The 21054-nt window shown below is 58.6% G+C and carries 24 protein-coding genes and 1 rRNA gene; 9 read left to right on the top strand and 16 right to left on the bottom strand.

The features are described 5' to 3' along the window. Positions 1 to 9 precede the first annotated feature (9 nt). Both AC1RP7_RS03280 and AC1RP7_RS03275 read left to right on the top strand, forming a co-directional pair. Positions 10 to 432: a PA0061/PA0062 family lipoprotein gene (locus AC1RP7_RS03280; protein ID WP_090452343.1), complete on the top strand. Its 423-nt coding sequence runs from the start codon at positions 10 to 12 to the stop codon at positions 430 to 432. 40 nt (positions 433 to 472) lie between these two features. Next, positions 473 to 892, top strand: a complete 420-nt coding sequence (locus tag AC1RP7_RS03275; protein ID WP_057712582.1) for a PA0061/PA0062 family lipoprotein — start codon at positions 473 to 475, stop codon at positions 890 to 892. Positions 893 to 896: 4 nt separating this feature from the next. Here the strand turns inward: AC1RP7_RS03275 and AC1RP7_RS03270 are convergent, their stop codons facing one another. Then, a complete protein-coding gene (locus AC1RP7_RS03270) occupies positions 897 to 1130 on the bottom strand; it encodes a DUF1161 domain-containing protein (protein WP_349735894.1) in 234 nt (77 codons plus the stop codon). A gap of 179 nt (positions 1131 to 1309) precedes the next feature. Then, positions 1310 to 1741, bottom strand: a complete 432-nt coding sequence (locus AC1RP7_RS03265; RefSeq protein WP_090452349.1) for an OsmC family protein — start codon at positions 1739 to 1741, stop codon at positions 1310 to 1312. A 239-nt stretch (positions 1742 to 1980) separates the two neighbouring features. Between AC1RP7_RS03265 and AC1RP7_RS03260 the strand changes: the two genes are divergently transcribed. Beyond that, a complete protein-coding gene (locus AC1RP7_RS03260) occupies positions 1981 to 2982 on the top strand; it encodes an LLM class flavin-dependent oxidoreductase (RefSeq protein WP_008045867.1) in 1002 nt (333 codons plus the stop codon). Positions 2983 to 3048: 66 nt separating this feature from the next. Here AC1RP7_RS03260 and AC1RP7_RS03255 read toward each other — a convergent pair whose 3' ends face one another. Both AC1RP7_RS03255 and AC1RP7_RS03250 read right to left on the bottom strand, forming a co-directional pair. Further along, positions 3049 to 3270: a DUF1161 domain-containing protein gene (locus tag AC1RP7_RS03255; RefSeq protein ID WP_008045869.1), complete on the bottom strand. Its 222-nt coding sequence runs from the start codon at positions 3268 to 3270 to the stop codon at positions 3049 to 3051. Between the two features lie 122 nt (positions 3271 to 3392). Beyond that, positions 3393 to 3608 carry a dodecin gene (locus AC1RP7_RS03250; protein WP_057712579.1) on the bottom strand — a complete coding sequence of 72 codons (216 nt, stop codon included), beginning with the start codon at positions 3606 to 3608 and terminating at the stop codon, positions 3393 to 3395. A 157-nt stretch (positions 3609 to 3765) separates the two neighbouring features. Between AC1RP7_RS03250 and AC1RP7_RS03245 the strand changes: the two genes are divergently transcribed. Further along, the gene (locus AC1RP7_RS03245; protein WP_057712578.1) at positions 3766 to 4089 is read left to right on the top strand and encodes an ElaB/YgaM/YqjD family protein; all 324 of its coding nucleotides are present in this window, start codon (positions 3766 to 3768) and stop codon (positions 4087 to 4089) included. Here the strand turns inward: AC1RP7_RS03245 and AC1RP7_RS03240 are convergent. Further along, positions 4086 to 4979: a LysR family transcriptional regulator gene (locus AC1RP7_RS03240; protein WP_429521669.1), complete on the bottom strand. Its 894-nt coding sequence runs from the start codon at positions 4977 to 4979 to the stop codon at positions 4086 to 4088. The genes AC1RP7_RS03245 and AC1RP7_RS03240 overlap by 4 nt on opposite strands. Before the next feature lie 124 nt (positions 4980 to 5103). On the opposite strand from AC1RP7_RS03240, the gene trpB reads away from it, so the two are divergent. Both trpB and trpA read left to right on the top strand, forming a co-directional pair. Next, on the top strand, positions 5104 to 6324 hold the full coding sequence (gene trpB / locus AC1RP7_RS03235) for a tryptophan synthase subunit beta (RefSeq protein WP_008002146.1): 1221 nt from the start codon (positions 5104 to 5106) through the stop codon (positions 6322 to 6324). Beyond that, a complete protein-coding gene (gene trpA, locus AC1RP7_RS03230; RefSeq protein ID WP_090452353.1) occupies positions 6324 to 7136 on the top strand; it encodes a tryptophan synthase subunit alpha in 813 nt (270 codons plus the stop codon). The genes trpB and trpA overlap by 1 nt, the downstream gene beginning before the upstream one ends. A gap of 153 nt (positions 7137 to 7289) precedes the next feature. Here trpA and AC1RP7_RS03225 read toward each other — a convergent pair whose 3' ends face one another. From AC1RP7_RS03225 to AC1RP7_RS03175, 11 genes are all read right to left on the bottom strand, one after another. Then, complete coding sequence (locus AC1RP7_RS03225; RefSeq protein ID WP_218494517.1) at positions 7290 to 9251, bottom strand: DUF7844 domain-containing protein; 1962 nt, start codon at positions 9249 to 9251, stop codon at positions 7290 to 7292. After that, a complete protein-coding gene (locus tag AC1RP7_RS03220) occupies positions 9248 to 9568 on the bottom strand; it encodes a DUF2388 domain-containing protein (RefSeq protein ID WP_057712574.1) in 321 nt (106 codons plus the stop codon). The genes AC1RP7_RS03225 and AC1RP7_RS03220 overlap by 4 nt, the downstream gene beginning before the upstream one ends. Before the next feature lie 28 nt (positions 9569 to 9596). Continuing rightward, positions 9597 to 9914 carry a DUF2388 domain-containing protein gene (locus AC1RP7_RS03215; RefSeq protein WP_057712573.1) on the bottom strand — a complete coding sequence of 106 codons (318 nt, stop codon included), beginning with the start codon at positions 9912 to 9914 and terminating at the stop codon, positions 9597 to 9599. 108 nt (positions 9915 to 10022) lie between these two features. Beyond that, positions 10023 to 10343, bottom strand: coding sequence for a DUF2388 domain-containing protein (locus AC1RP7_RS03210; RefSeq protein ID WP_057712572.1), 321 nt, complete (start codon positions 10341 to 10343; stop codon positions 10023 to 10025). 142 nt (positions 10344 to 10485) lie between these two features. Further along, complete coding sequence (locus tag AC1RP7_RS03205; RefSeq protein ID WP_079246815.1) at positions 10486 to 10695, bottom strand: DUF1127 domain-containing protein; 210 nt, start codon at positions 10693 to 10695, stop codon at positions 10486 to 10488. Between the two features lie 258 nt (positions 10696 to 10953). Beyond that, positions 10954 to 11169, bottom strand: a complete 216-nt coding sequence (locus tag AC1RP7_RS03200) for a DUF1127 domain-containing protein (RefSeq protein ID WP_008018491.1) — start codon at positions 11167 to 11169, stop codon at positions 10954 to 10956. A 319-nt stretch (positions 11170 to 11488) separates the two neighbouring features. Then, complete coding sequence (gene scpC / locus AC1RP7_RS03195; RefSeq protein WP_090452357.1) at positions 11489 to 12982, bottom strand: succinyl-CoA:acetate CoA-transferase ScpC; 1494 nt, start codon at positions 12980 to 12982, stop codon at positions 11489 to 11491. Positions 12983 to 13196: 214 nt separating this feature from the next. Then, positions 13197 to 14633: an NAD(P)(+) transhydrogenase (Re/Si-specific) subunit beta gene (locus AC1RP7_RS03190; RefSeq protein ID WP_057714257.1), complete on the bottom strand. Its 1437-nt coding sequence runs from the start codon at positions 14631 to 14633 to the stop codon at positions 13197 to 13199. Further along, positions 14630 to 14983, bottom strand: coding sequence for an NAD(P) transhydrogenase subunit alpha part 2 (locus tag AC1RP7_RS03185; RefSeq protein WP_057712569.1), 354 nt, complete (start codon positions 14981 to 14983; stop codon positions 14630 to 14632). Before AC1RP7_RS03185 ends, AC1RP7_RS03190 begins: the two co-directional genes overlap by 4 nt. A gap of 11 nt (positions 14984 to 14994) precedes the next feature. Beyond that, on the bottom strand, positions 14995 to 16116 hold the full coding sequence (locus AC1RP7_RS03180; protein WP_102685615.1) for a Re/Si-specific NAD(P)(+) transhydrogenase subunit alpha: 1122 nt from the start codon (positions 16114 to 16116) through the stop codon (positions 14995 to 14997). A gap of 435 nt (positions 16117 to 16551) precedes the next feature. After that, the gene (locus AC1RP7_RS03175; protein ID WP_218494514.1) at positions 16552 to 17451 is read right to left on the bottom strand and encodes a LysR family transcriptional regulator; all 900 of its coding nucleotides are present in this window, start codon (positions 17449 to 17451) and stop codon (positions 16552 to 16554) included. Positions 17452 to 17608: 157 nt separating this feature from the next. Between AC1RP7_RS03175 and AC1RP7_RS03170 the strand changes: the two genes are divergently transcribed. The 3 genes from AC1RP7_RS03170 to AC1RP7_RS03160 form a co-directional block, all read left to right on the top strand. Continuing rightward, the gene (locus AC1RP7_RS03170; RefSeq protein ID WP_008053124.1) at positions 17609 to 18790 is read left to right on the top strand and encodes an acyl-CoA dehydrogenase; all 1182 of its coding nucleotides are present in this window, start codon (positions 17609 to 17611) and stop codon (positions 18788 to 18790) included. 11 nt (positions 18791 to 18801) lie between these two features. Further along, the gene (locus AC1RP7_RS03165; protein ID WP_493183440.1) at positions 18802 to 20022 is read left to right on the top strand and encodes a CaiB/BaiF CoA transferase family protein; all 1221 of its coding nucleotides are present in this window, start codon (positions 18802 to 18804) and stop codon (positions 20020 to 20022) included. A 583-nt stretch (positions 20023 to 20605) separates the two neighbouring features. After that, positions 20606 to 21054, top strand: a 16S ribosomal RNA gene (locus AC1RP7_RS03160); the annotation flags it as partial.

The raw sequence follows: 21054 nt of genomic DNA, 5'->3' as shown, positions 1-21054 counted from the left end.
AGCTCCGCTATGCGCATGTTGATACTGTCAGGAGGCCTGCTGATGCTGGCCGGCTGTGCTGGTTTCGGAATACCCCGCCATGATCCTGCGCAAGCCTGGATCGACCTTGATTCGAAGCAGGAAGATACGGCGCTGCAGGCGCTGGAGGTCGATGACAAAATCACTGACGATAAACGCTATTTCCAGGTTCATCCCGGTAGCCATGAGTTGACGGTCCGCTACCAATTCGCAGTCCAGCCCACCAATATCGGCCCGGACGCCGAGCCGTTGTGGCGCGATTGTCAGTTGAGCGTGAAATTCAGCGACTTCAACGCGGGTGAGCGTTATCAACTACAGGCGGGGAACATCGGTTTTCGGCCTTGGGCGAAACTCTACGATCAACAGCGCAAAGTGATTGGCCAAGGCACACCGGCAGGCTGTCAACACACCTGATCGGCGTTATGCTGGATGCATATCCCTTGGGACATCCATCATGCGCAGGTTGATGCTGTTACTCGCCGTCGGTGTTGTCGCGGGCTGCCAAAGCCCGATGCCGACACCCAATCCACAGATGGCCTGGGTCGAATTCTCGACGCCCTTCCCTAACGACAAGTTGTTGATGGCCGAACGACTGGATAAACAACGCCTGCGCGACGGGCGTTTTTTCGAGGTCACGCCGGGAAGCCATGAACTGATCGTGCGTTTCGACTTTGAAGTACCCGGTGGCGGATTGGGGATGATGGGCGGCCCCTCGGAACGGCTGTGCTACCTGACCATCAATTACGATCATTTCGAAGCCGGTCAGCGTTATGTGCTCGAAGGCCGTTCCATCGCCTTTACCCCCGGTGCCCGGCTGTACAATGCCAAGCGCGAAATCGTTGCTGAAGACCGGGAATCCTACTGCCTGATGTGAGCGGTCAGCGGTCGTTTTTCTGGTAGATGATTTTCTTGGTGCCGTTTTCGCACGAACCCACAACCATGTTCTGGTCATGGACCTCGTCGTTGGTGACGATTTCAAGCGTGTAGGAAGATACGCCGCTGGCCTGGATCTTGGCTTCGATCTCGGTCTTGAGCTCTTCGCAGGGTTTCGGTGCCGCCAAGGCCGAAGTGGCCAGTGCGCAACAGATAACCGCCAAGGCAAAACGTTTCATGGTTGAAGCTCCTTTGAGGCAGCACGCACAATCGTGGTTTTCGCTGCTGTCATTTATTCGACCACAGTTTTAGCGGGCGAGTCTGTCGCGACGCAAAAAAGATCGCAGCCTTGAGCACCTTTTGCCAAATAATCCCGGCAGGTTGCGCAAGGCTGCGATCTTTTCGTTTCAATTAAAATCTAGCCGACCAATGTTGCCTCCAGGCTGATCTTCGCATTCAGCACTTTGGATACCGGGCAGCCCTCTTTGGCCTTGTTGCTGAGTTCTTCGAACTGCGCCTGCGTCGCCCCGGGGATTTTCGCTTTCAGAATCAATTTCACTGCGGTGATCGCAAAACCGCCGTCCACTTGATCCAGAGTGACTTCTGCCTGGGTGTCGATGCTATCGGCCTTCAGGCCGGCATCACCGAGAATCATGGAAAACGCCATGGAGAAACAGCCGGCGTGGGCCGCGCCGATCAACTCTTCCGGGTTGGTGCCCCGACCGCCCTCGAAACGCGCCTTGAAGCCATAGGGAGCTTCCCGGAGCACGCCGGTTTCTGTGGAAATCGAGCCGATGCCGGTTTTCAGATCACCTTCCCAATGGGCCGATGCTTTCTTAACGATAGCCATGCCTGTCTCCTCAAGATTGGCGCGAAACGTCGCGCCTTCGTGGTTTTCACTTGCCAGGGTTGTGAGGATAGACAGTGGCGCAAAGTTCATCTCGCCCGATCAGTCTGCTTTTTTCGCGGGATTTTTTACCGGGCTATTGAAACTCGGGTATATGCCCACATTGCATGAATACGCTTTTGGATTCGGCAGGTTTGCGTTCGCAAGAACGAACCTGCGCCCTCAATTGGAGAAGCAGGTTTATGAAACGACTGTCCGATATCAAGTTCTCGACCCTCGATCTGGTGCCCGTGCGCGAGAACGGCAGCGCGGCCCAATCGCTGCGCAACTCGCTGGACCTGGCGCAGCATGTCGAGAAGTTCGGTTACAACCGCTTCTGGGTGGCTGAGCACCACAACATGGATGGCATCGCCAGCTCCGCGACTTCGGTGCTACTTGGGTACCTGGCTGGTGGCACGTCGACCATTCGAGTCGGTTCGGGCGGGGTAATGTTGCCCAACCACGCACCGTTGGTGATCGCCGAACAGTTCGGCACCCTGGAAAGCCTTTATCCGGGCCGGATCGATCTGGGCCTGGGGCGTGCTCCCGGTTCCGACCAGATGACCGCACGTGCGCTGCGCCGCGAACGCTCCGGCAGCGCCGACGATTTCCCGGAAGACGTGGCGGAACTGGTGCGCTACCTTGGGCCACGTACCCCGGACCAACGCATCATCGCCATGCCGGGGACCGGGACCAATGTACCGGTCTGGTTGTTGGGATCGAGCCTGTTCAGTGCGCAACTGGCCGGTGAGCGCGGTTTGCCCTACGCCTTCGCATCGCATTTCGCACCGCGCTACATGCATGAAGCGATTCGGGTCTACCGCAATCACTTCAAGCCGTCAGCCGTTTTAGACAAGCCCTACGTGATGCTCGGCGTACCATTGGTGGCAGCCGATACCGACGAGCAGGCCGATTACCTGGCGACCTCGGTGTTCCAGCGGATTCTCGCCCTGATGCGTGGCCAAAGCCTGGTACAGCGTCCGCCGGTGAAGACCATGGACGGCCTGTGGCTGCCCCATGAGAAAGATGCCGTGCACGATTTCCTTGGCCTGGCGATGATCGGCAGCCCGCAGAAAATCCGCGCCAAACTCGAGGTCCTGATCGAACAGACCCAGGCTGACGAGCTGATTTTCACCTGTGACCTGTACGAACATGCTGATCGCGTGCATTCCTACGAGTTGCTTGCGCAGGTCATGCGAGGCTGATACTCAAACGGCAGGCGTAAAAAAGCCGACACCGTGGTGTCGGCTTTTTTTCAGGCGGAATTCTGCCTACTTTTTATAGACGATCACTTTGGCACCCGCTTCGCATTTGCCAACAACTTTCCCGCCGGCAGCGGCACCTTTGTCGACAATCTCCAGCGAGTAACCGGAAACGCCCTTGGCATCAAGTTTCGCTGCGATTTCGGCTTTCAGTTCTTCGCATGGCTTGCCGCCCGCCAACGCGCTCCCCGCAAGGCTCAACAAACCTACTGCCAACATAAACTTCTTCATCGGTTGCATTCCCTGGTCGGATCATAGGGGGTAACCAGCCGTCAGCCGGACGCACTCATGTAGTGCTTTGCCATTCCCTATGGCATTCGACCGGCGTGCAAGTTCAGAAGACTAGCCCAAAGTCAGCTGCTGGCAATCCGGAACCCGACTTTCAAGGTCACTTGAAAGTGCGCAGCCTTGCCGTCCCTTATGTGCCCACGGGTCTCGGTCACTTCAAACCATTCCATGTACTTGATGCTTTTGCTGGCTTCGGCCAGCGCGTTGTTGATCGCATCTTCGATACTGCTGGTGGACGAGCCGATCAGCTCGATTTTCTTGTAGGTGTGATGGTCAGACATGGCGTTCTCCTCGGCGTGTGAATTACAGACTAGCAGTGATTTTTCCTATTTCTTCTGTTGGTCGCTCTGAGGGTGAAGTTCAGATTTTCTGCACTTTCTCGAACCCATGAAGTCCCAACCAACACACGCCACTCATCACCAATGCAGGAGAGCCACCATGGCCAACACCTCGTTACGCAAAGCCTCATTGCAAAGCATGGAAGCCGAGATCGAGAGTCTGCTCAAGTCTTTGGAAAGCCTGAAGGACGACGCCTCGGACGAGTCGCGTAAAACCCTCAAGACCTTGAAAAGCAACGCCGAGAATGCCTTGAAGCACTCGCGCCATTTGCTTGGCGATGCCTATGAAGAGGTCAAGGTCAAAACCCGTGAAACCGGGATTGCCACCCGGGACTACGCCCAGGAACATCCTTGGACAACAGCTGGTGTCGCCGTGGGTGCATTAGGCTTGCTGGCCGCTTATCTGTTGTGCAAGCGTGATTAATCCGCGCGACGCAGCTCGTTCTTGAGCCACTGCGCCAGTTGCCGGGCGCGTCCGTCCGCGGCGCGCTTGGGTAGCCACAACGCCAGTTGCGCCGGGGTTTCACTGAAGCCCCAAGGCGCAACCAGGCGGCCGGCCTTCAAGTCCTCCGTCACCAAGGGTTCGGGGGCAATCGCCACGCCCAGACCTGCGACGGCGGCTTCCAGCAAGTAATACAAATGTTCAAATCCCTGACCGTACTTCAGCGCCCTGGCGTCGAGCCCGCGTGGTTGCGCCCAGTTCGGCCAGGCTTGCGGGCGTGACGTGGTGTGCAGCAAGGGTTCGTTCAGCAGTGCAGTTTCCGGCGCCTTCTTGAGCCGTTCATAGCCGGCGAACCGCGGGCTCATGACCGGGCCGATACGTTCGCTGGCCAGCTCAAAAACCTGCATGTCCGCCGGCCAGGGTGGCTCGGCAAATACGAGCAAGGCATCCAGCCCCGGTCTTCGCGGATCCAGATCGCCTTCTCCGGCCGACAGGTGCAAGCGCAAGTCCGGCAGGTCGGCATTGAGTCTCCCCAGTCTTGGAATAAACCAGCGCGCCAGCAGACTTCCAGAGCAACCGAGCACGAATGGCGCATCGGCGGAGCTTTGTGTGAGTTCGGCGCAGACGCCGCGCAGGCGCTCGAAGGCTTCGCTGCTGGCGTCACGCAGGCGTAACCCGGCATCTGTGAGTTTCAGGCCGCGACCGTCCTTGATGAACAGGCTTACGCCGAGGTGTTCTTCAAGTAACTTGAGTTGCCGACTGACTGCGCCGTGGGTGACGTGCAGCTGTTCGGCCGCCTGACTGACGCTGTTCAAGCGGGCGGTGGCTTCGAAGGCGCGAAGCGCGTTCAGCGGAGGAAGGTCATGGCTCATTTGATCTGTGAGTTTTCCTGACAGGTTGTGGCGATCTTATCGGTTTTCAGGCCGGGGCGTCAGGGGTAGAGTGAAGCCCACTATCTCTTTATGCATCACTTCATGCATTCAACTGGAGCGCCCCATGACCCAGACTAATCTGCGCAACGGCCCTGATGCCAACGGCCTGTTTGGCGCGTTCGGCGGCCGCTACGTTGCCGAAACCCTGATGCCGTTGATCCTCGACCTGGCCCGCGAATATGAGTTGGCCAAGGAAGATCCTGCATTCAAGGAAGAACTGGCCTACTTCCAGCGCGACTACGTCGGACGTCCAAGCCCGCTGTACTTCGCCGAGCGTCTGACCGAGTTCTGCGGCGGCGCGAAGATCTACCTCAAGCGTGAAGAGCTGAACCACACCGGCGCGCACAAGATCAACAACTGCATCGGCCAGATCCTGCTGGCGCGGCGCATGGGCAAGAAGCGCATCATCGCCGAGACTGGCGCCGGCATGCATGGTGTGGCCACGGCCACTGTTGCTGCGCGTTTCGGTCTGGATTGCGTGATCTACATGGGCACCACTGACATCGAGCGTCAGCAGGCCAACGTGTTCCGCATGAAGCTGCTGGGTGCCGAAGTGATCCCGGTGGTAGCCGGTACCGGCACGCTGAAAGACGCGATGAACGAAGCCCTGCGTGACTGGGTGACCAACGTCGACAGCACCTTCTACCTGATCGGCACCGTGGCTGGTCCGCACCCTTACCCGGCGATGGTTCGCGACTTCCAGGCCGTGATCGGCAAGGAAACCCGCGAGCAGCTGCAAGCCCAGGAAGGTCGCCTGCCGGACAGCCTGGTGGCGTGCATCGGCGGTGGTTCCAACGCCATGGGCCTGTTCCACCCGTTCCTCGACGACAAGAGTGTCGAGATCATCGGCGTTGAAGCCGCCGGCTATGGCATCGAGACCGGCAAGCATGCGGCCAGTCTGAACGGCGGCGTACCCGGTGTGTTGCACGGCAACCGCACCTTCCTGCTGCAGGACGACGATGGCCAGATCATCGATGCCCACTCGATCTCCGCCGGCCTGGACTACCCGGGCATCGGCCCGGAACACGCCTGGTTGCATGACATCGGCCGCGTTCAGTACACCTCGGTGACCGACGACGAAGCCCTCGCTGCGTTCCACCAGTGCTGCCGCCTGGAAGGGATCATCCCTGCCCTGGAAAGCGCCCATGCCCTGGCTGAAGTATTCAAGCGCGCCCCGACCCTGCCAAAGGATCACCTGATGGTGGTCAACCTGTCCGGCCGTGGCGATAAAGACATGCAGACCGTGATGCACCACATGGAACAATCCAAGCAGGAGAAACACTGATGAGCCGCCTGCAAACGCGTTTTGCCGAACTCAAGGAACAAAACCGTGCCGCCCTGGTGACCTTCGTGACCGCCGGTGACCCGGGCTATGACACGTCCCTGGCTATCCTCAAGGGCTTGCCGGCGGCTGGCGCCGATGTGATCGAGCTGGGCATGCCCTTCACCGATCCGATGGCTGACGGCCCGGCAATCCAGCTCGCCAACATCCGTGCGTTGGGTGCCAAGCAGAATCTGGCGAAAACTCTGCAAATGGTTCGCGAGTTCCGCCAGGACAACAACGAAACACCGCTGGTGCTGATGGGGTACTTCAACCCGATCCACATGTACGGCGTACCGCGCTTCATCGCCGAAGCCAAGGAAGCCGGCGTTGACGGCCTGATCGTGGTCGACCTGCCGCCAGAGCATAATGGCGAACTGTGCGACCCGGCGCAGGCCGCGGGCCTGGACTTCATTCGCCTGACCACGCCAACCACCGACGATGTGCGCCTGCCGACCGTTCTCAACGGCAGCTCCGGCTTCGTCTACTACGTATCGGTGGCCGGTGTGACCGGCGCCGGCGCTGCCACGCTGGAACACGTCGAGGAAGCGGTCGCCCGTCTGCGTCGCCATACCGACCTGCCGATCAGCATCGGTTTCGGTATCCGGACTCCGGAACAGGCGGCGTCCATCGCGCGTCTGGCCGACGGTGTTGTGGTGGGCTCGGCGTTGATCGATCACATCGCCAATGCCACCTCCCCGGAACAAGCCGTGGATGGCGTGCTGAGCCTGTGCTCGGCACTGGCGGACGGCGTGCGTAAAGCTCGCGTCAGCTGAGGGTAAAGTGCCTGAGACAGTGGAATTAGAGCCGCGCGGCACAGGCTGAACAGCAAAAAGGGCTTCAGGACTGAGTTCTGAAGCCCTTTTTGCTATGTGTGGCTAAACGCTGTAAATCTTGTGGGAGCGAGCCCGTTCCCACAGGTTGCGGTATCAAGGCAACTCTATCCCGCCTGATGCCTTGTGCAGTTTGCGCAGGTGTTCACCAATCTGCTTCACGTTGGCCTCGTTGGCGGCCATTTCGGCGGCGCGGCCTGGTTCAAGCAATGCCCTCACTTCCTTGTCCAGATCCCCGGACAGCGCCAGGAGCTGCTTCTGGCGCTGGCTGCTTTCCGATTCCAGATGCTCCCACTCGCTCGGTTGCGGCAGGCCATAACCCTTGGTGCCCAGCAGTTCTGCCGGTCGGCTGAGGAAACCACTGTTGGCCAGAATGTCCTTGAGCGTCTCGTTGGCCTTGTCCATGCCGCCATTCTTTAGTTCTCGGGCGCCAAGATAGCGCTGCTTCACTTCATCCTGGGCCAGCAGCAACTGCTGACGGAAGCTGGCTTGTTCCAATAGCAACAACGCCGCGCTGGTGCGCAAATCGGCCTGCTCGAACCATTGCCGACGCTCTGCCGCTTTCAATTCGAGCCAGTCTTCGACGGTTTCCTGTTTGATCGGCAAGTGCTTTTTCAGGATCTCGAACATCGCCTGATAACGCTCGCGAAAGGAGTCGAAACGATAACCCAGGCGCAAGGCTTCTCGTGGGTCGTCCAGCACACTGGCGTCCGCCAGTCCGCGGCCCTTCAGCACTTCGAGCAAACCGTTGGGCATGATGTTGTCGAGTCCCACCAATTGCGGGTTATTGGTGCCGCCACGCAGTAACTTCAGCTCTTCCACCGCGCAGTTGTTCGACAGGAAGAAGTAGTTGCCGTCGTAGCTCCAGTGCATCTCGGCGGCACGTCCGACCACGTCTTCAATCTCTCTGCGCGACAGGTTCAGGGGCACGGAGGCCAGGCTGCGCAGTTCGGTCTTGGTGTATTCGTCGATGACCTGGGATAGCGGCAGGATAAACAGTCGCGACGGGTATTTACCGACCAGGCCATCCCAGCTCGACAGCTGCACGTCGCCGACGAAGGCGCGGTAAGACAGCACCAGATGCTGGTCCAGATCCAATCGGCAATCCGGTCCGCGTGGTCGGCCTGGCGCGCAGATCACCAGGCGCAACATGCTGTGACCCCAGCGGCTGAACAGGTTCTGGTTGGCCTCGGCCAGCAGATAGTCAACGGCATAGACTCGCTCCGGATCGACCTGGCCCAAAGGTGTCTTGGCGAAGTCGCTGCCGGCATTGAGGAACGCGAAGGTCTTGCTACAGGTGTCTTTGGCGGCAGGCGCCCAGCCGAAATGTTCCTGGTAGTAGCGATACAGCGAGGGACGGCGGCAGGCGTAGCTCGGGTCGAGGAGGAAATACTCCATGTTGACCGCGACGAACTCCTTTGGACTGCTGGTCTCGTAGATGTCCGGGCTGCGGGCAATCTGGCGATTGTGCTGTTCGCGTTCACCGCGACGGCCTACGTATTGCTGCCAGCCGGCGAGGTCGAGCAGACGCGGATCGTCACTGAGGGTAAAACGCCGATCGGACTGGCCCCGGCACTGGTCGGGAATGCCAACCAGCCCTGAGCTGTTGTTGCGCTGGGTGCAGCGCTGAATCAGCTTGCGTTCGGCATCCGACCACAGGCGCGAGCGATCGTAGATGTGAGTCAGCTCGTGCACCACCGTGGCCAGCATTTCCCGGCGCACGGTGCCATGGGGGCGAAGGGTTTTCTTGGTCGCGGCGCTGCCATCGGTGAGGCTGGCCAGCAGGTTGCGGTTCAGATCGAGTTCGGACACCAGTGACGCCTGACCGTAGGCGTTGCCCGGCATGTCATCCGTCCAGTCGACGTCGATGCGTCGATCGAGTTGCTCGATAAAGCGTGGCGGCAGTGCCTGCATGGCTTCATCGAGCAACGCCTGGCTGGCTTGCTGTTGCGCGGGAGTCAGACCTTCGGTCTTGAGCTGTAATTGAAGGCCAGCGTGGGCCGTGTTGCCGAGCAGCAACATGGCCCCGGCCAGCAGCCAGGCACCTTGACGCTTCACAGTGCGAGGATGGCTTCGGCGAGATCCTGGTCACTGGCGTCACGAGCTTCCGGCACACGGGTACGCAGTAAATCGAAGGCGGATTCCAAGTGAGCGCCACGAATGTCGCCATTGCTGGCAACGAAACTGGCGGCATCGTCCTGGGCTTCGCGCACGATTTTCGAATCGCGAATGGACGTAGTGGTGTCGGAGGTGAAATCGAGGGTGCGCTGGGTAGCACGGATCAGAATATTACTCGTGGCAACCAGAGTATGTGCCTGGGCCACATCGGCCAACAGCAGCAGACCTAAGGTGGCAGCAATCAGCGGGTTACGCATGGAATGACTCCAGAAAAAACAGGGATAACTATTGGACGAGAATTGCTTGTGCCAGTTCAAGGTCGTTGGCACGAAGTTTTGCCTGGGTCCGACGCAGATACCGCAAGGCAGACTCCAGTCGTGCGCCTCTCAGTTGGCCGTCACTGGCAATGAATGCCGCGGCGTCATCATGGGCAGCGAGCAGCAGTTTATGGTCGAAGGGGGCGGAGGTCACCAAACTTGTGGCGTAACCGCTGGCGACGATGCCTTGGGTGGACAGGTTGAAGGCGTCATAAGCGTGGGCCGATCCGCAGTAACCAAGGGTAAGAAAGGCTGGAGCGATCAAGAAACTTGAAGGAAAACGCATGAGACTCGACAGTTGAGAGTGAGTCCCAAGGCTAGCGCAAGGCCCGTTCTAGAGCCAGCGCCGAAACATTGGGGCACGTCGGGCGTGCCCCATGCCTTGTGCAGTCGTTTAGATCGTCAGGATCGCCTGCGCCAGTTGTGCGTCGGTTGCGTTCAGCTGTGGCGCCTGGCGGTGAATGTGGTCGATGGCGCTTTCCAGTTTCACTCCGCGAATGGAACCTTCGCTGGCGACGAAACTGGCGGCGTCATCACGGGCCGCGAGGACGATCTTGTCATCCTTGAAGGACGACGATATGACGTCGGAGGTCGCATCGGATGTGGCTTTGAGCGCGTTAACTACAGCGTCGGTGGTCACGATGAAGCTGGTTGCGCTGGCATTGGCTGCCACGGCAAACAGGGCTGCAGCGCTGAGCAGGCGGAGACGGGACATGGGTAACTCCTTTGGGTAAACCAGTTGAAAAATGGCGCAGTGTCTGCAAAGTCAGACGCCAGGCGCTTGGCGCTCGCCACGTTCTGACTTGATATTAGGCCTGAGTGTGTCAGTTCGAACAGCCCGTCATGCAAACAGGCAGTCAGCGCCAGAACGGTTTATCCAGTTCATTGATGCGCTCAGCGTCGCTGATGCCAAGATCCGATAGCTGACGATCATCGAGTTGAGCCAGTAAACGTCGTGTTCTCGCCCTTTCCAGGCTAGCGAAGAATCCTGTCAGCAGATCTCTGACCCAGTGCAGGCAAGGTCTTGATCGAAATGATGGGGTCGAAACATCCTGTAAAGAACTCATGGCGCGTTCCCTGTCCTGATAAGTGGAGGGCTCCATGCTGACACCGGTCGAATCTCCGTTGCAGACACACTGCGACGATATTGTACTCATTCAGTTTGTAGTTTTTGCAAACTGTACTGGTGTTCAGGGTTCCCTACTGTAAAAGCGGATTTGACAGGCCAAAACGACAAAACCCGTCGTGGCTTCCCACGACGGGTTTTGTTTTTTCAATTCGGGTTGCTGGCGGTGGACCTTCAGGTCAGAGCCAGCGACGCTAACTTAGCGCCAGAACGGCTTGCTCAGCTCTTCGTAGCGTTGTGCTTCGCTAATCCCGGCGTCAGCCAGCAGGCGCGAATCCAGACGAGCCAGTTGATGGCGGCTGGTGATGCGGCGCTGCCACAGCATCAAGTTGGCGATAACGCGCAGAGGCAGGGAAGCCTGGGTTTTTGCAGCGGTGTCTTCGAAGAACAGTTCGGAACTGAGTGTACGTTCCATGGTTTTCATCCTTCCGCTTATGGCGGGATTAGGTAGTGGCTTAACTGGTGCCCATGATCCTCTCGTTTGCCTAGTCTCTGTAGATACAGTTCATCTGTATTGTGCGAGCTCAGTTAACTGTTTATAGGGGGTGTACTGGTCGAATTTGAGGCAACTGTACCTATCTGCACTGTTAAGGTGCAAAATTGCTGTTTTGACTCGATAAGGTAGGAATTTCCCCTAGGAAATTACCGGTACAGTAGTACAGTTTTTTTCAGAGTGTGAAGTAGTAAGAGCAAGCTGACGAAACTGTGTTTGCGCCAGCTGCTATCTGTACCAATTACTTCTTCAGCATTTGCCCGGTTTCTTCCAGGTTGATGTGCCAGCTCAGGGCATCACGCAGGATGTGCGGGGTGTGCCCGCCGATGCCGCACGCGGTGGTGAAGTAATCATTCAGCGCCTGGCGGTAATCCGGGTGCACGCACTTGTCGATGATGACCCGGGCACGCTCCCGAGGCGCCAGGCCTCGCAAGTCTGCCAGGCCCACTTCGGTCACGAGGATGTCGACGTCATGTTCGGTGTGGTCAACATGGCTGACCATCGGCACCACGCTGGAGATCGCACCGCCCTTGGCGATCGACTTGGTCACGAACACGGACAGGTGCGCGTTGCGCGCGAAGTCGCCCGAGCCGCCGATGCCGTTCATCATCCGCGTGCCGCAGACGTGAGTGGAGTTGACGTTGCCATAGATGTCGAACTCCAGTGCCGTGTTGATGCCGATGATGCCAAGGCGACGCACGACTTCAGGGTGGTTGGAGATCTCCTGCGGACGCAGAACCAGTTTGTCCTTGTAGCGCTCCAGATTGCCGAACACGTCGGCATTGCGCCGGCTCGACAGGGTGATCGAACTGCCCGAGGCAAAACTCAGCTTGCCCGCGTCGATCAGGTCGAAGGTCGAGTCCTGCAGCACCTCGGAATACATTGTCAGGTCTTCGAACGGCGAGTCGATCAGGCCACACATCACCGAGTTGGCGATGGTGCCGATACCGGCTTGTAGCGGGCCGAGCTTGTTGGTCATGCGCCCGGCTGCCACTTCCTGTTTGAAGAAGTCGATCAGGTGGTCGGCAATGGCTTGGGTCTCGACGTCCGGCGCCAGCACAGTGGAGGGCGAGTCAGCCTGGTTGGTGACCACGATGGCGACGATTTTTTCCGGTGGAATCGGGATGGCGGTGCTGCCAATGCGATCGTCGACCTTGACCAGCGGAATCGGTGTACGGGTCGGACGGTAGGTCGGAATGTAGATGTCGTGCAGACCTTCGAGATTCGGGTTGTGCGCCATGTTGATTTCGACGATCACGTGCTTGGCGAAAATCGCGAAGCTGGCCGAGTTGCCGACCGAGGTGGTTGGCACGATATGCCCTTGCTCGGTGATCGCCACGGCTTCAATCACGGCAATGTCCGGCAGCTTCAATTGCTGGTTGCGCAATTGCTCCACGGTTTCCGACAAGTGCTGGTCGATGAACATGACTTCGCCGGCATTGATCGCCTTGCGCAGAGTGCTGTCGACCTGAAACGGCATGCGTCGCGACAGCACGCCAGCTTCGGTCAACTGCTTGTCGAGGTCGTTGCCCAGGCTTGCGCCGGTCATCAGGCTGATCTTGAGCGGCGTGACCTTGGCACGCTCGGCCAACGCCTGGGGGACGGCCTTGGCTTCGCCTGCGCGAGTAAAGCCACTCATGCCGACGGTCATGCCGTCCTCAATCAGAGCGGCAGCGTCGGCAGCGCTCATCACTTTGTCCAACAACGAAGGCAGGCGAATACGGTCACGGTACATGGATTGTTATCTCGGGCAACAGGTAGCAGGACGTGCAGTCTAGTGAATTGTGCCGGCTTCTGTCCCGCTACCAAGGTCGCAATCAAGGCGTCTATTCCGGGCCTTTCAAGCAAAACACCGTTACCGGATCGGTAACAAAAGGATAGTTTGTCCGACGATTTGCGCAAACAAAAACGCCCCGACGAGTCGGGGCGTTTTTGTTTGCCGCAGAGGGTTACTCGACGGCTTTGACCATGTCTTCGATGACCTTTTTAGCGTCGCCGAACACCATCATGGTCTTGTCCAGGTAGAACAGTTCGTTGTCCAGGCCGGCGTAGCCGCTGGCCATCGAGCGCTTGTTGACGATGATGGTCTTGGCCTTGAACGCTTCGAGGATCGGCATGCCGGCAATCGGCGATTTCGGATCGTTCTTCGCGGCCGGGTTGACCACGTCGTTGGCGCCCAACACCAGTACCACGTCGGCCTGGCCGAACTCGGAGTTGATGTCGTCCATCTCGAACACCTGGTCGTAAGGCACTTCGGCCTCGGCCAGCAACACGTTCATGTGGCCGGGCATACGACCGGCAACCGGGTGGATCGCATACTTCACGGTCACGCCGCGATGGGTCAGCTTCTCGGTCAGCTCTTTCAGCGCGTGCTGCGCACGTGCCACCGCCAGACCGTAGCCCGGCACGATGATCACGGTGTCGGCGTTGGTCAGCAGGAAGGTCGCGTCGTCGGCCGAACCGGACTTCACCGGACGGGCTTCCTTCGAACCCGCCGGGCCGGCCGCGTCCGCCGTATTGCCGAAGCCCCCGAGCAGCACATTAAAGAAGGAGCGGTTCATCGCCTTGCACATGATGTACGAGAGGATTGCACCGGACGAACCTACCAGCGAACCGGCGATGATCAGCATCGAGTTGTTCAGCGAGAAGCCGATGCCCGCCGCTGCCCAGCCGGAGTAGCTGTTGAGCATCGACACGACCACGGGCATGTCCGCGCCGCCGATCGGGATGATGATCAGCACGCCGAGCACGAAGGCCAACGCCAGCATCACGCCGAAAGCGGTGTAGTCGCCGGTGAGCATGAACGTCACGCCCAGGCCCAGTGTGGCCAGGCCCAGCAGCAGGTTCAGCTTGTGCTGGCCACTGAACTGTACCGGTGCGCCCTGGAACAGGCGGAACTTGTACTTGCCGGACAGCTTGCCGAAGGCGATCACCGAGCCGGAGAAGGTGATTGCACCGATGGCGGCACCGAGGAACAGTTCCAGGCGGTTGCCGGCCGGGATCGCGTCACCGAGTTGCTTGACGATGCCCAGCGACTGCGGCTCGACCACGGCAGCCACGGCGATGAACACCGCGGCCAGGCCGATCATGCTGTGCATGAAGGCGACCAGCTCCGGCATCTTGGTCATTTCAACGCGTTTGGCCATGATCGAACCGGCGGTGCCGCCGATCAGCAGGCCGACGATCACGTAGACGATACCGTCCTGGGCCAGTTCGGAGCCCAACTTATAGATCAGGCCGACCGTGGTGAGGATCGCCAGGCCCATGCCGAGCATGCCGAACAGGTTGCCGCGGCGCGACGTGGTGGGGTGCGAGAGGCCCTTGAGCGCCTGGATGAAGCAGACCGAGGCGATCAAATACAGGGAAGTAACCAGGTTCATGCTCATGCTTGCTGCACCTCGGCCTTGACTGCTTCAGCTTTGGCGGCCGGAGCTTTTGCCGGCGCTTTCTTCTTGAACATTTCCAGCATGCGGCGGGTGACCAAAAAGCCACCGAATACGTTGACCGCGGCCAGGGCCACGGCCAGGGTGCCCATGGTCTTGCCCAGTGGCGTCACGGTGAGGGCCGCTGCCAGCATGGCACCGACGATCACGATTGCCGAGATCGCGTTGGTCACCGCCATCAACGGGGTGTGCAGCGCAGGCGTGACGTTCCAGACCACGTGGTAACCGACATAGATCGCCAGCACGAAGATGATCAGGTTGTAGATACCGTCAGAGATCAGCATGTCTTCCATTGTTTTTATCCTCAGCCGTTCTTGCGCACGATCTGGCCGTCGCGGCACATCAGGCACGCGGCGACGATATCGTCTTCAAGGTTGATCACCAGTTGTCCTTCTTTATCGAACAACAGTTTCATGAAGTCCAGCAGGTTGCGGGCGTACAGCGCCGAAGCGTCAGCCGCCACGGCGCTGGCCAGGTTGGTCGGGCCCACGATGGTCACGCCATTTTCGACGACCACCTGGTCGGCCACGGTCAGCGGGCAGTTGCCGCCCTGGGCGGCCGCGAGATCGATGACCACCGAACCCGGTTTCATCTGGGCCACGGTTTGCGCGCTGAGCAGCGTCGGTGCCTTGCGGCCGGGAATCAGCGCGGTGGTGATAACGATGTCCGCCTGCTTGGCGCGTTCGTGCACGGCCGCGGCCTGGCGCTGCATCCAGCTGGCCGGCATCGGGCGAGCGTAACCGCCGACACCGACGGCGCATTCGCGCTCTTCATCGGTCTCGTAGGGCACGTCGACGAACTTGGCGCCGAGGGATTCGATCTGCTCTTTTACCGCAGGACGCACGTCAGACGCTTCGATCACCGCCCCCAGGCGCTTGGCGGTAGCGATGGCCTGCAAACCGGCCACACCGGCACCCAGAATCAGCACGCGCGCCGCTTTCACGGTGCCCGCAGCGGTCATCAGCATCGGCATGAAACGCGGGTAGTAGTGCGCGGCCAGCAACACGGCTTTATAGCCGGCGATGTTGGCTTGCGACGACAGTACGTCCAGGCTCTGGGCGCGGGAGGTGCGCGGCGCGGCTTCCAGGGCAAAGGCGGTAATGCCGCATTCGGCCATTTTGGCGATGGTTTCATTGCTGAACGGATTGAGCATGCCCACCACTACGGTGCCGCTCTTGATCAGGGCGAGCTCGCTGTCGCTGGGCGCGACCACCTTCAGAATCAGCTCGGCAGCAAACGCATCGTTGGCGCTGCCAATGCTTGCGCCTGCCGCTTCATAGGCACTGTCGACAACGCTGGCGTTAATGCCGGCGCCGCTTTGTACAGTGACCTTATGGCCCTGGCCGATCAGCTTCTTGATGGTTTCCGGGGTTGCAGCAACCCGTGTTTCACCGGTCTGGGTTTCGAGAGGAACACCAATGTGCACGTCAAATCTCCTGCGTGATCTTATTGAGTAAACCCATGCACTACGGATGGTGCGGCTGGGGCGGCCGATCAGCACGATCCCGCCAAATCAGGGCGGGGCGCGGCATTTTGCAGGCGAACTTTGTGCCCTTCAAGGGATTATGACGGGTGACGGAAAATTAACTACAAGTCACCCCGTGACCGAATGTCGCAACCAACCGGCTCAATCCCTTGCAGACCGTGCTTTTCAAGGATTCTGGCCGAAATTGAAGAATTTACACATCGGCCGTATGAATGATGCGGCATTGCCTCGAAATAGTGGCGCAAAGCCGCGTCATCAGGCGCTTGTGGGACGTTTGTACGACTTGTCGATACAGTTTGCTGTCATGCGACAAATACGTATATCTGTAGGGCTTTTGTTTTGCTGACTACGGGGTCAAGTAACCTCGTAGAGCCTTTATCCCTCTAGGCTGTAGCTGTACGCCTGATTTACCAGCCAGTCACGAAATGCCTTTAAAGACGCGGATTCGACCTTTCGCTCAGGAATCATCAGGTAGTAAGCCTTGATACTGGACAGTGCTTGGGGGTTGGCGATCACCAGGCGTTTCTCTTTCAGCTCCCTTTGAATCAGGAACGGTGGAATCAGGGCAATGCCCATGTCGTGCATGGCTGCCTGGGCGAGCATGGAGAATAGCTCGTAGCGGGGGCCCGTCATGTCTCGCGGGACATTCAGGTGTTGGGAGTCGAACCATTGGCGCCAGGCATAGGGGCGAGTGGTTTGTTGCAGAAGAGGCAAGTCGGCGATTTCCCCGGGCGTCAGACTGGTCTTGTTTCCGAGCAGGTTGGGGCTGCAAACGGGCATCGGATTTTCACCCATCAGCCTGTGGGATTCTGTACCCGACCAATCCGCGTCGCCGAAGTAGATGGCGGCATCAAAATCCGTGTCGGCGAACAGGAACGGCCGCGTGCGGTTGGTCAGGTTGACCGTCACTTCCGGGTGTTTCTGCTGGAAATCCTTGAGTCGCGGCAGCAGCCATTGGGTGCCGAAGGTCGGAACTACGGCCAGTTCGATCACGTTGGTGCCCTGCTGGCCCATCACGGACAAGGTGTCGCGCTCAACGGCATCGAGCTGAGTGGCCACCCGACGGCTGTAGGAGAGTCCGGCTTCCGTCAGCTTGACCCCGCGCCGCGAGCGTCGGAACAGTTCCACACTGAGGAACTCTTCAAGGCTGGCAATCTGTCGGCAAATCGCTCCCTGGGTCAGCGAAAGCTCCTGGGCGGCCTTGGTGAAGCTCTCGTGGCGCGCCGCGGCCTCGAAGCTGATCAGGGCGGTGGTGCTGGGTATCTTTCTGCGCATGTACGTCAACCTCACTAATACATCGCATAAAAGCTCTTTTGCGACGTTTCGGAGTGAGAAATTAGCACAACAGTATGCAAAATCCTCGTTTGCCGTCGCGCCGATCCGGGCCTAGGATCAGCCTACGTTATTTGACCCGATTCGAGAGGACACACTCATGGGCGGTAAAGCTAGCTTCAACTGGATCGATCCCCTGCTGCTGGATCAACAGCTCACTGAAGAAGAACGAATGATTCGCGACACGGCTGCGCAATTCGCTCAGCAAAGCCTTGCGCCGCGCATCCTCGAAGCTTTCCGTCATGAGAAGACCGATCCGGCGATCTTCCGCGAAATGGGCGAAGTCGGCCTGTTGGGCGCAACCATCCCCGAGCAATACGGTGGCAGCGGCCTGAACTATGTCAGCTATGGCCTGATCGCCCGTGAAGTCGAGCGCATCGACTCCGGCTATCGCTCGATGATGAGCGTGCAGTCCTCGCTGGTGATGGTGCCAATCAATGAATTCGGTACCGAAGCGCAGAAGCAGAAGTACCTGCCGAAACTGGCGTCGGGAGAGTGGATCGGCTGCTTCGGCCTGACCGAGCCTAACCACGGCTCCGACCCGGGCGCGATGATCAGTCGTGCGCGCAAAGTGGAAGGCGGCTACAGCCTTACCGGCAGCAAGATGTGGATCACCAACAGCCCGATCGCCGATGTGTTCGTGGTCTGGGCCAAGGACGATGCCGGTGACATTCGCGGCTTCGTTCTGGAGAAAGGCTGGAAAGGTCTGAGCGCTCCAGCGATTCATGGCAAGGTGGGCCTGCGGGCATCGATCACCGGTGAAATCGTGATGGACAACGTGTTCGTTCCGGAAGAGAACATCTTCCCGGACGTCCGTGGTCTGAAAGGTCCTTTCACTTGCCTCAACTCGGCACGTTACGGCATCTCCTGGGGTGCGCTGGGTGCAGCCGAGTTCTGCTGGCACACCGCTCGCCAGTACACCCTGGATCGTCAACAGTTCGGTCGCCCACTGGCCGCTACCCAGTTGATCCAGAAGAAGCTGGCCGACATGCAGACTGAAATCACTATGGCGCTGCAAGGCTGCCTGCGTCTGGGTCGTATGAAGGACGAAGGTACCGCTGCGGTCGAAATTACCTCGATGATGAAGCGCAACTCTTGCGGCAAGTCCCTGGACATCGCGCGCATGGCTCGCGATATGTTGGGCGGCAACGGCATCTCCGATGAATTCGGTGTGGCGCGTCACCTGGTCAACCTGGAAGTGGTGAACACCTATGAAGGTACTCACGACGTCCATGCACTGATCCTCGGTCGTGCGCAAACCGGCCTCCAGGCGTTCTATTAAGGAGAACGTCCATGGGCGCGCTATCGCATCTACGGGTACTGGATTTATCGCGGGTGCTGGCCGGGCCTTGGGCCGGGCAGATCCTGGCCGACCTTGGCGCTGAAGTGATCAAGGTCGAGCGTCCGGGTAACGGCGATGACACGCGCGCCTGGGGACCGCCGTTCCTTAAAGACGCTTATGGCGAGAATACCAGCGAGGCTGCTTATTACTTGTCGGCCAATCGCAACAAGCAATCTGTCACCATCGACTTCACTCGCCCTGAAGGGCAGAAGCTGGTGCGTGAACTGGCGGCCAAGTCGGACATCTTGATCGAGAACTTCAAGGTCGGCGGTCTGGCGGCTTATGGCCTGGACTATGAAACGCTGAAGACGATCAATCCGGATCTGATCTATTGCTCGATCACCGGGTTCGGCCAGACCGGTCCTTATGCCAAGCGTGCGGGTTATGACTTCATGATCCAGGGGCTCGGCGGCCTCATGAGTCTGACGGGGCGACCTGAAGGCGAAGAGGGTGCGGGGCCGGTGAAGGTTGGCGTGGCGCTGACGGACATCCTGACCGGGCTGTATTCGACTGTCGCGATCCTGGCTGCGCTTGCGCATCGGGATCACGACGGCGGTGGTCAGCATATCGATATGGCACTGTTGGACGTACAGGTGGCTTGTCTGGCCAATCAGGCAATGAACTACCTGACGACAGGCAATGCGCCTAAACGCTTGGGTAATGCTCACCCGAACATCGTGCCTTATCAGGATTTTCCTACGGCGGATGGCGATTTCATCCTTACCGTCGGGAACGATGGTCAGTTCCGCAAGTTTGCGGAAGTGGCCGGGCAGCCGCAGTGGGCGGACGATCCGCGTTTTGCCACTAACAAGCTGCGGGTGGCAAACAGGGCATTACTGATTCCGCTGATCCGCCAGGCGACGGTGTTCAAGACTACCGCTGAATGGGTGGCGCAACTGGAACAGGCTGGCGTGCCATGCGGGCCTATCAATGACGTAGCCCAGATGTTTGCCGATCCTCAGGTCAAGGCGCGTGGGCTGGCTATCGAGCTGCCGCATGCGCTGGCCGGGATGGTGCCTCAGGTGGCGAGCCCGATTCGACTGTCGGAGACGCCGGTGGAGTATCGTTTTGCACCTCCTCTGCTGGGTGAGCACACGCTTGAAGTTTTGCAGCGTGTGTTGGGTCTGGATGCCGGGGCGGTGTCCGCATTCAAGGCTTCTGGCGTTCTCTGATAGGTCTCTTCTATATAGAGGGTGTTTCGGCTCCTCTATATAGGCGCCCTTTAGGGCGTTTTGCTGCTTTCTGCAGCTTATTGATAGAAAACCTAAATCAGTGCTTGACGGCAGATTCCAGGTGTCTATAATTCGCCCCACTTCCGGCGCAGTCGAAACGGAAAACTCCTTGGTAAACAAAGAGTTACGCAGTTTTCGGCAGCAGGTTGCTTCAGTTCATCGAAGCGCAAAGGGAGTTGAAAAAGAGGTGTTGACAGCAGCGTGTAACGCTGTAGAATTCGCCTCCCGCTGATGAGAGATCTGAAGCGCAAGTGGTTGAAGTTACAAAGGAAACTTTGAAAGCTTCTGAAAATAATCACTTGACAGCAAATGAGGCTGCTGTAGAATGCGCGCCTCGGTTGAGACGAAAGATCTTAACCAACCGCTCTTTAACAACTGAATCAAGCAATTCGTGTGGGTGCTTGTGGAGTCAGACTGCTAGTCAACAGATTATCAGCATCACAAGTTACTCCGCGAGAAATCAAAGATGTAACCAACGATTGCTGAGCCAAGTTTAGGGTTTTCTCAAAACCCAAAGATGTTTGAACTGAAGAGTTTGATCATGGCTCAGATTGAACGCTGGCGGCAGGCCTAACACATGCAAGTCGAGCGGATGACAGGAGCTTGCTCCTGAATTCAGCGGCGGACGGGTGAGTAATGCCTAGGAATCTGCCTGGTAGTGGGGGACAACGTTTCGAAAGGAACGCTAATACCGCATACGTCCTACGGGAGAAAGCAGGGGACCTTCGGGCCTTGCGCTATCAGATGAGCCTAGGTCGGATTAGCTAGTTGGTGAGGTAATGGCTCACCAAGGCGACGATCCGTAACTGGTCTGAGAGGATGATCAGTCACACTGGAACTGAGACACGGTCCAGACTCCTACGGGAGGCAGCAGTGGGGAATATTGGACAATGGGCGAAAGCCTGATCCAGCCATGCCGCGTGTGTGAAGAAGGTCTTCGGATTGTAAAGCACTTTAAGTTGGGAGGAAGGG

This window comes from Pseudomonas sp. GW822-FHT01E03 (assembly GCF_058802985.1).
The sequence above is the reverse complement of the archived record's forward strand: the minus strand, read 5'-3'. Positions and strand labels throughout refer to the sequence as shown.

What these genes read in the sequence shown, in the direction of transcription:
- AC1RP7_RS03280 (WP_090452343.1), top strand. Translation starts at nt 10, where the DNA reads ATGCGCATGTTGATACTGTCAGGAGGCCTGCTGATGCTGGCCGGCTGT.
- AC1RP7_RS03275 (WP_057712582.1), top strand. Translation starts at nt 473, where the DNA reads ATGCGCAGGTTGATGCTGTTACTCGCCGTCGGTGTTGTCGCGGGCTGC.
- AC1RP7_RS03270 (WP_349735894.1), bottom strand. Translation starts at nt 1,130, where the DNA reads ATGAAACGTTTTGCCTTGGCGGTTATCTGTTGCGCACTGGCCACTTCG.
- AC1RP7_RS03265 (WP_090452349.1), bottom strand. Translation starts at nt 1,741, where the DNA reads ATGGCTATCGTTAAGAAAGCATCGGCCCATTGGGAAGGTGATCTGAAA.
- AC1RP7_RS03260 (WP_008045867.1), top strand. Translation starts at nt 1,981, where the DNA reads ATGAAACGACTGTCCGATATCAAGTTCTCGACCCTCGATCTGGTGCCC.
- AC1RP7_RS03255 (WP_008045869.1), bottom strand. Translation starts at nt 3,270, where the DNA reads ATGAAGAAGTTTATGTTGGCAGTAGGTTTGTTGAGCCTTGCGGGGAGC.
- AC1RP7_RS03250 (WP_057712579.1), bottom strand. Translation starts at nt 3,608, where the DNA reads ATGTCTGACCATCACACCTACAAGAAAATCGAGCTGATCGGCTCGTCC.
- AC1RP7_RS03245 (WP_057712578.1), top strand. Translation starts at nt 3,766, where the DNA reads ATGGCCAACACCTCGTTACGCAAAGCCTCATTGCAAAGCATGGAAGCC.
- AC1RP7_RS03240 (WP_429521669.1), bottom strand. Translation starts at nt 4,979, where the DNA reads ATGAGCCATGACCTTCCTCCGCTGAACGCGCTTCGCGCCTTCGAAGCC.
- trpB (WP_008002146.1), top strand. Translation starts at nt 5,104, where the DNA reads ATGACCCAGACTAATCTGCGCAACGGCCCTGATGCCAACGGCCTGTTT.
- trpA (WP_090452353.1), top strand. Translation starts at nt 6,324, where the DNA reads ATGAGCCGCCTGCAAACGCGTTTTGCCGAACTCAAGGAACAAAACCGT.
- AC1RP7_RS03220 (WP_057712574.1), bottom strand. Translation starts at nt 9,568, where the DNA reads ATGCGTAACCCGCTGATTGCTGCCACCTTAGGTCTGCTGCTGTTGGCC.
- AC1RP7_RS03215 (WP_057712573.1), bottom strand. Translation starts at nt 9,914, where the DNA reads ATGCGTTTTCCTTCAAGTTTCTTGATCGCTCCAGCCTTTCTTACCCTT.
- AC1RP7_RS03210 (WP_057712572.1), bottom strand. Translation starts at nt 10,343, where the DNA reads ATGTCCCGTCTCCGCCTGCTCAGCGCTGCAGCCCTGTTTGCCGTGGCA.
- AC1RP7_RS03205 (WP_079246815.1), bottom strand. Translation starts at nt 10,695, where the DNA reads ATGAGTTCTTTACAGGATGTTTCGACCCCATCATTTCGATCAAGACCT.
- AC1RP7_RS03200 (WP_008018491.1), bottom strand. Translation starts at nt 11,169, where the DNA reads ATGGAACGTACACTCAGTTCCGAACTGTTCTTCGAAGACACCGCTGCA.
- scpC (WP_090452357.1), bottom strand. Translation starts at nt 12,982, where the DNA reads ATGTACCGTGACCGTATTCGCCTGCCTTCGTTGTTGGACAAAGTGATG.
- AC1RP7_RS03190 (WP_057714257.1), bottom strand. Translation starts at nt 14,633, where the DNA reads ATGAGCATGAACCTGGTTACTTCCCTGTATTTGATCGCCTCGGTCTGC.
- AC1RP7_RS03185 (WP_057712569.1), bottom strand. Translation starts at nt 14,983, where the DNA reads ATGGAAGACATGCTGATCTCTGACGGTATCTACAACCTGATCATCTTC.
- AC1RP7_RS03175 (WP_218494514.1), bottom strand. Translation starts at nt 17,451, where the DNA reads ATGCGCAGAAAGATACCCAGCACCACCGCCCTGATCAGCTTCGAGGCC.
- AC1RP7_RS03170 (WP_008053124.1), top strand. Translation starts at nt 17,609, where the DNA reads ATGGGCGGTAAAGCTAGCTTCAACTGGATCGATCCCCTGCTGCTGGAT.
- AC1RP7_RS03165 (WP_493183440.1), top strand. Translation starts at nt 18,802, where the DNA reads ATGGGCGCGCTATCGCATCTACGGGTACTGGATTTATCGCGGGTGCTG.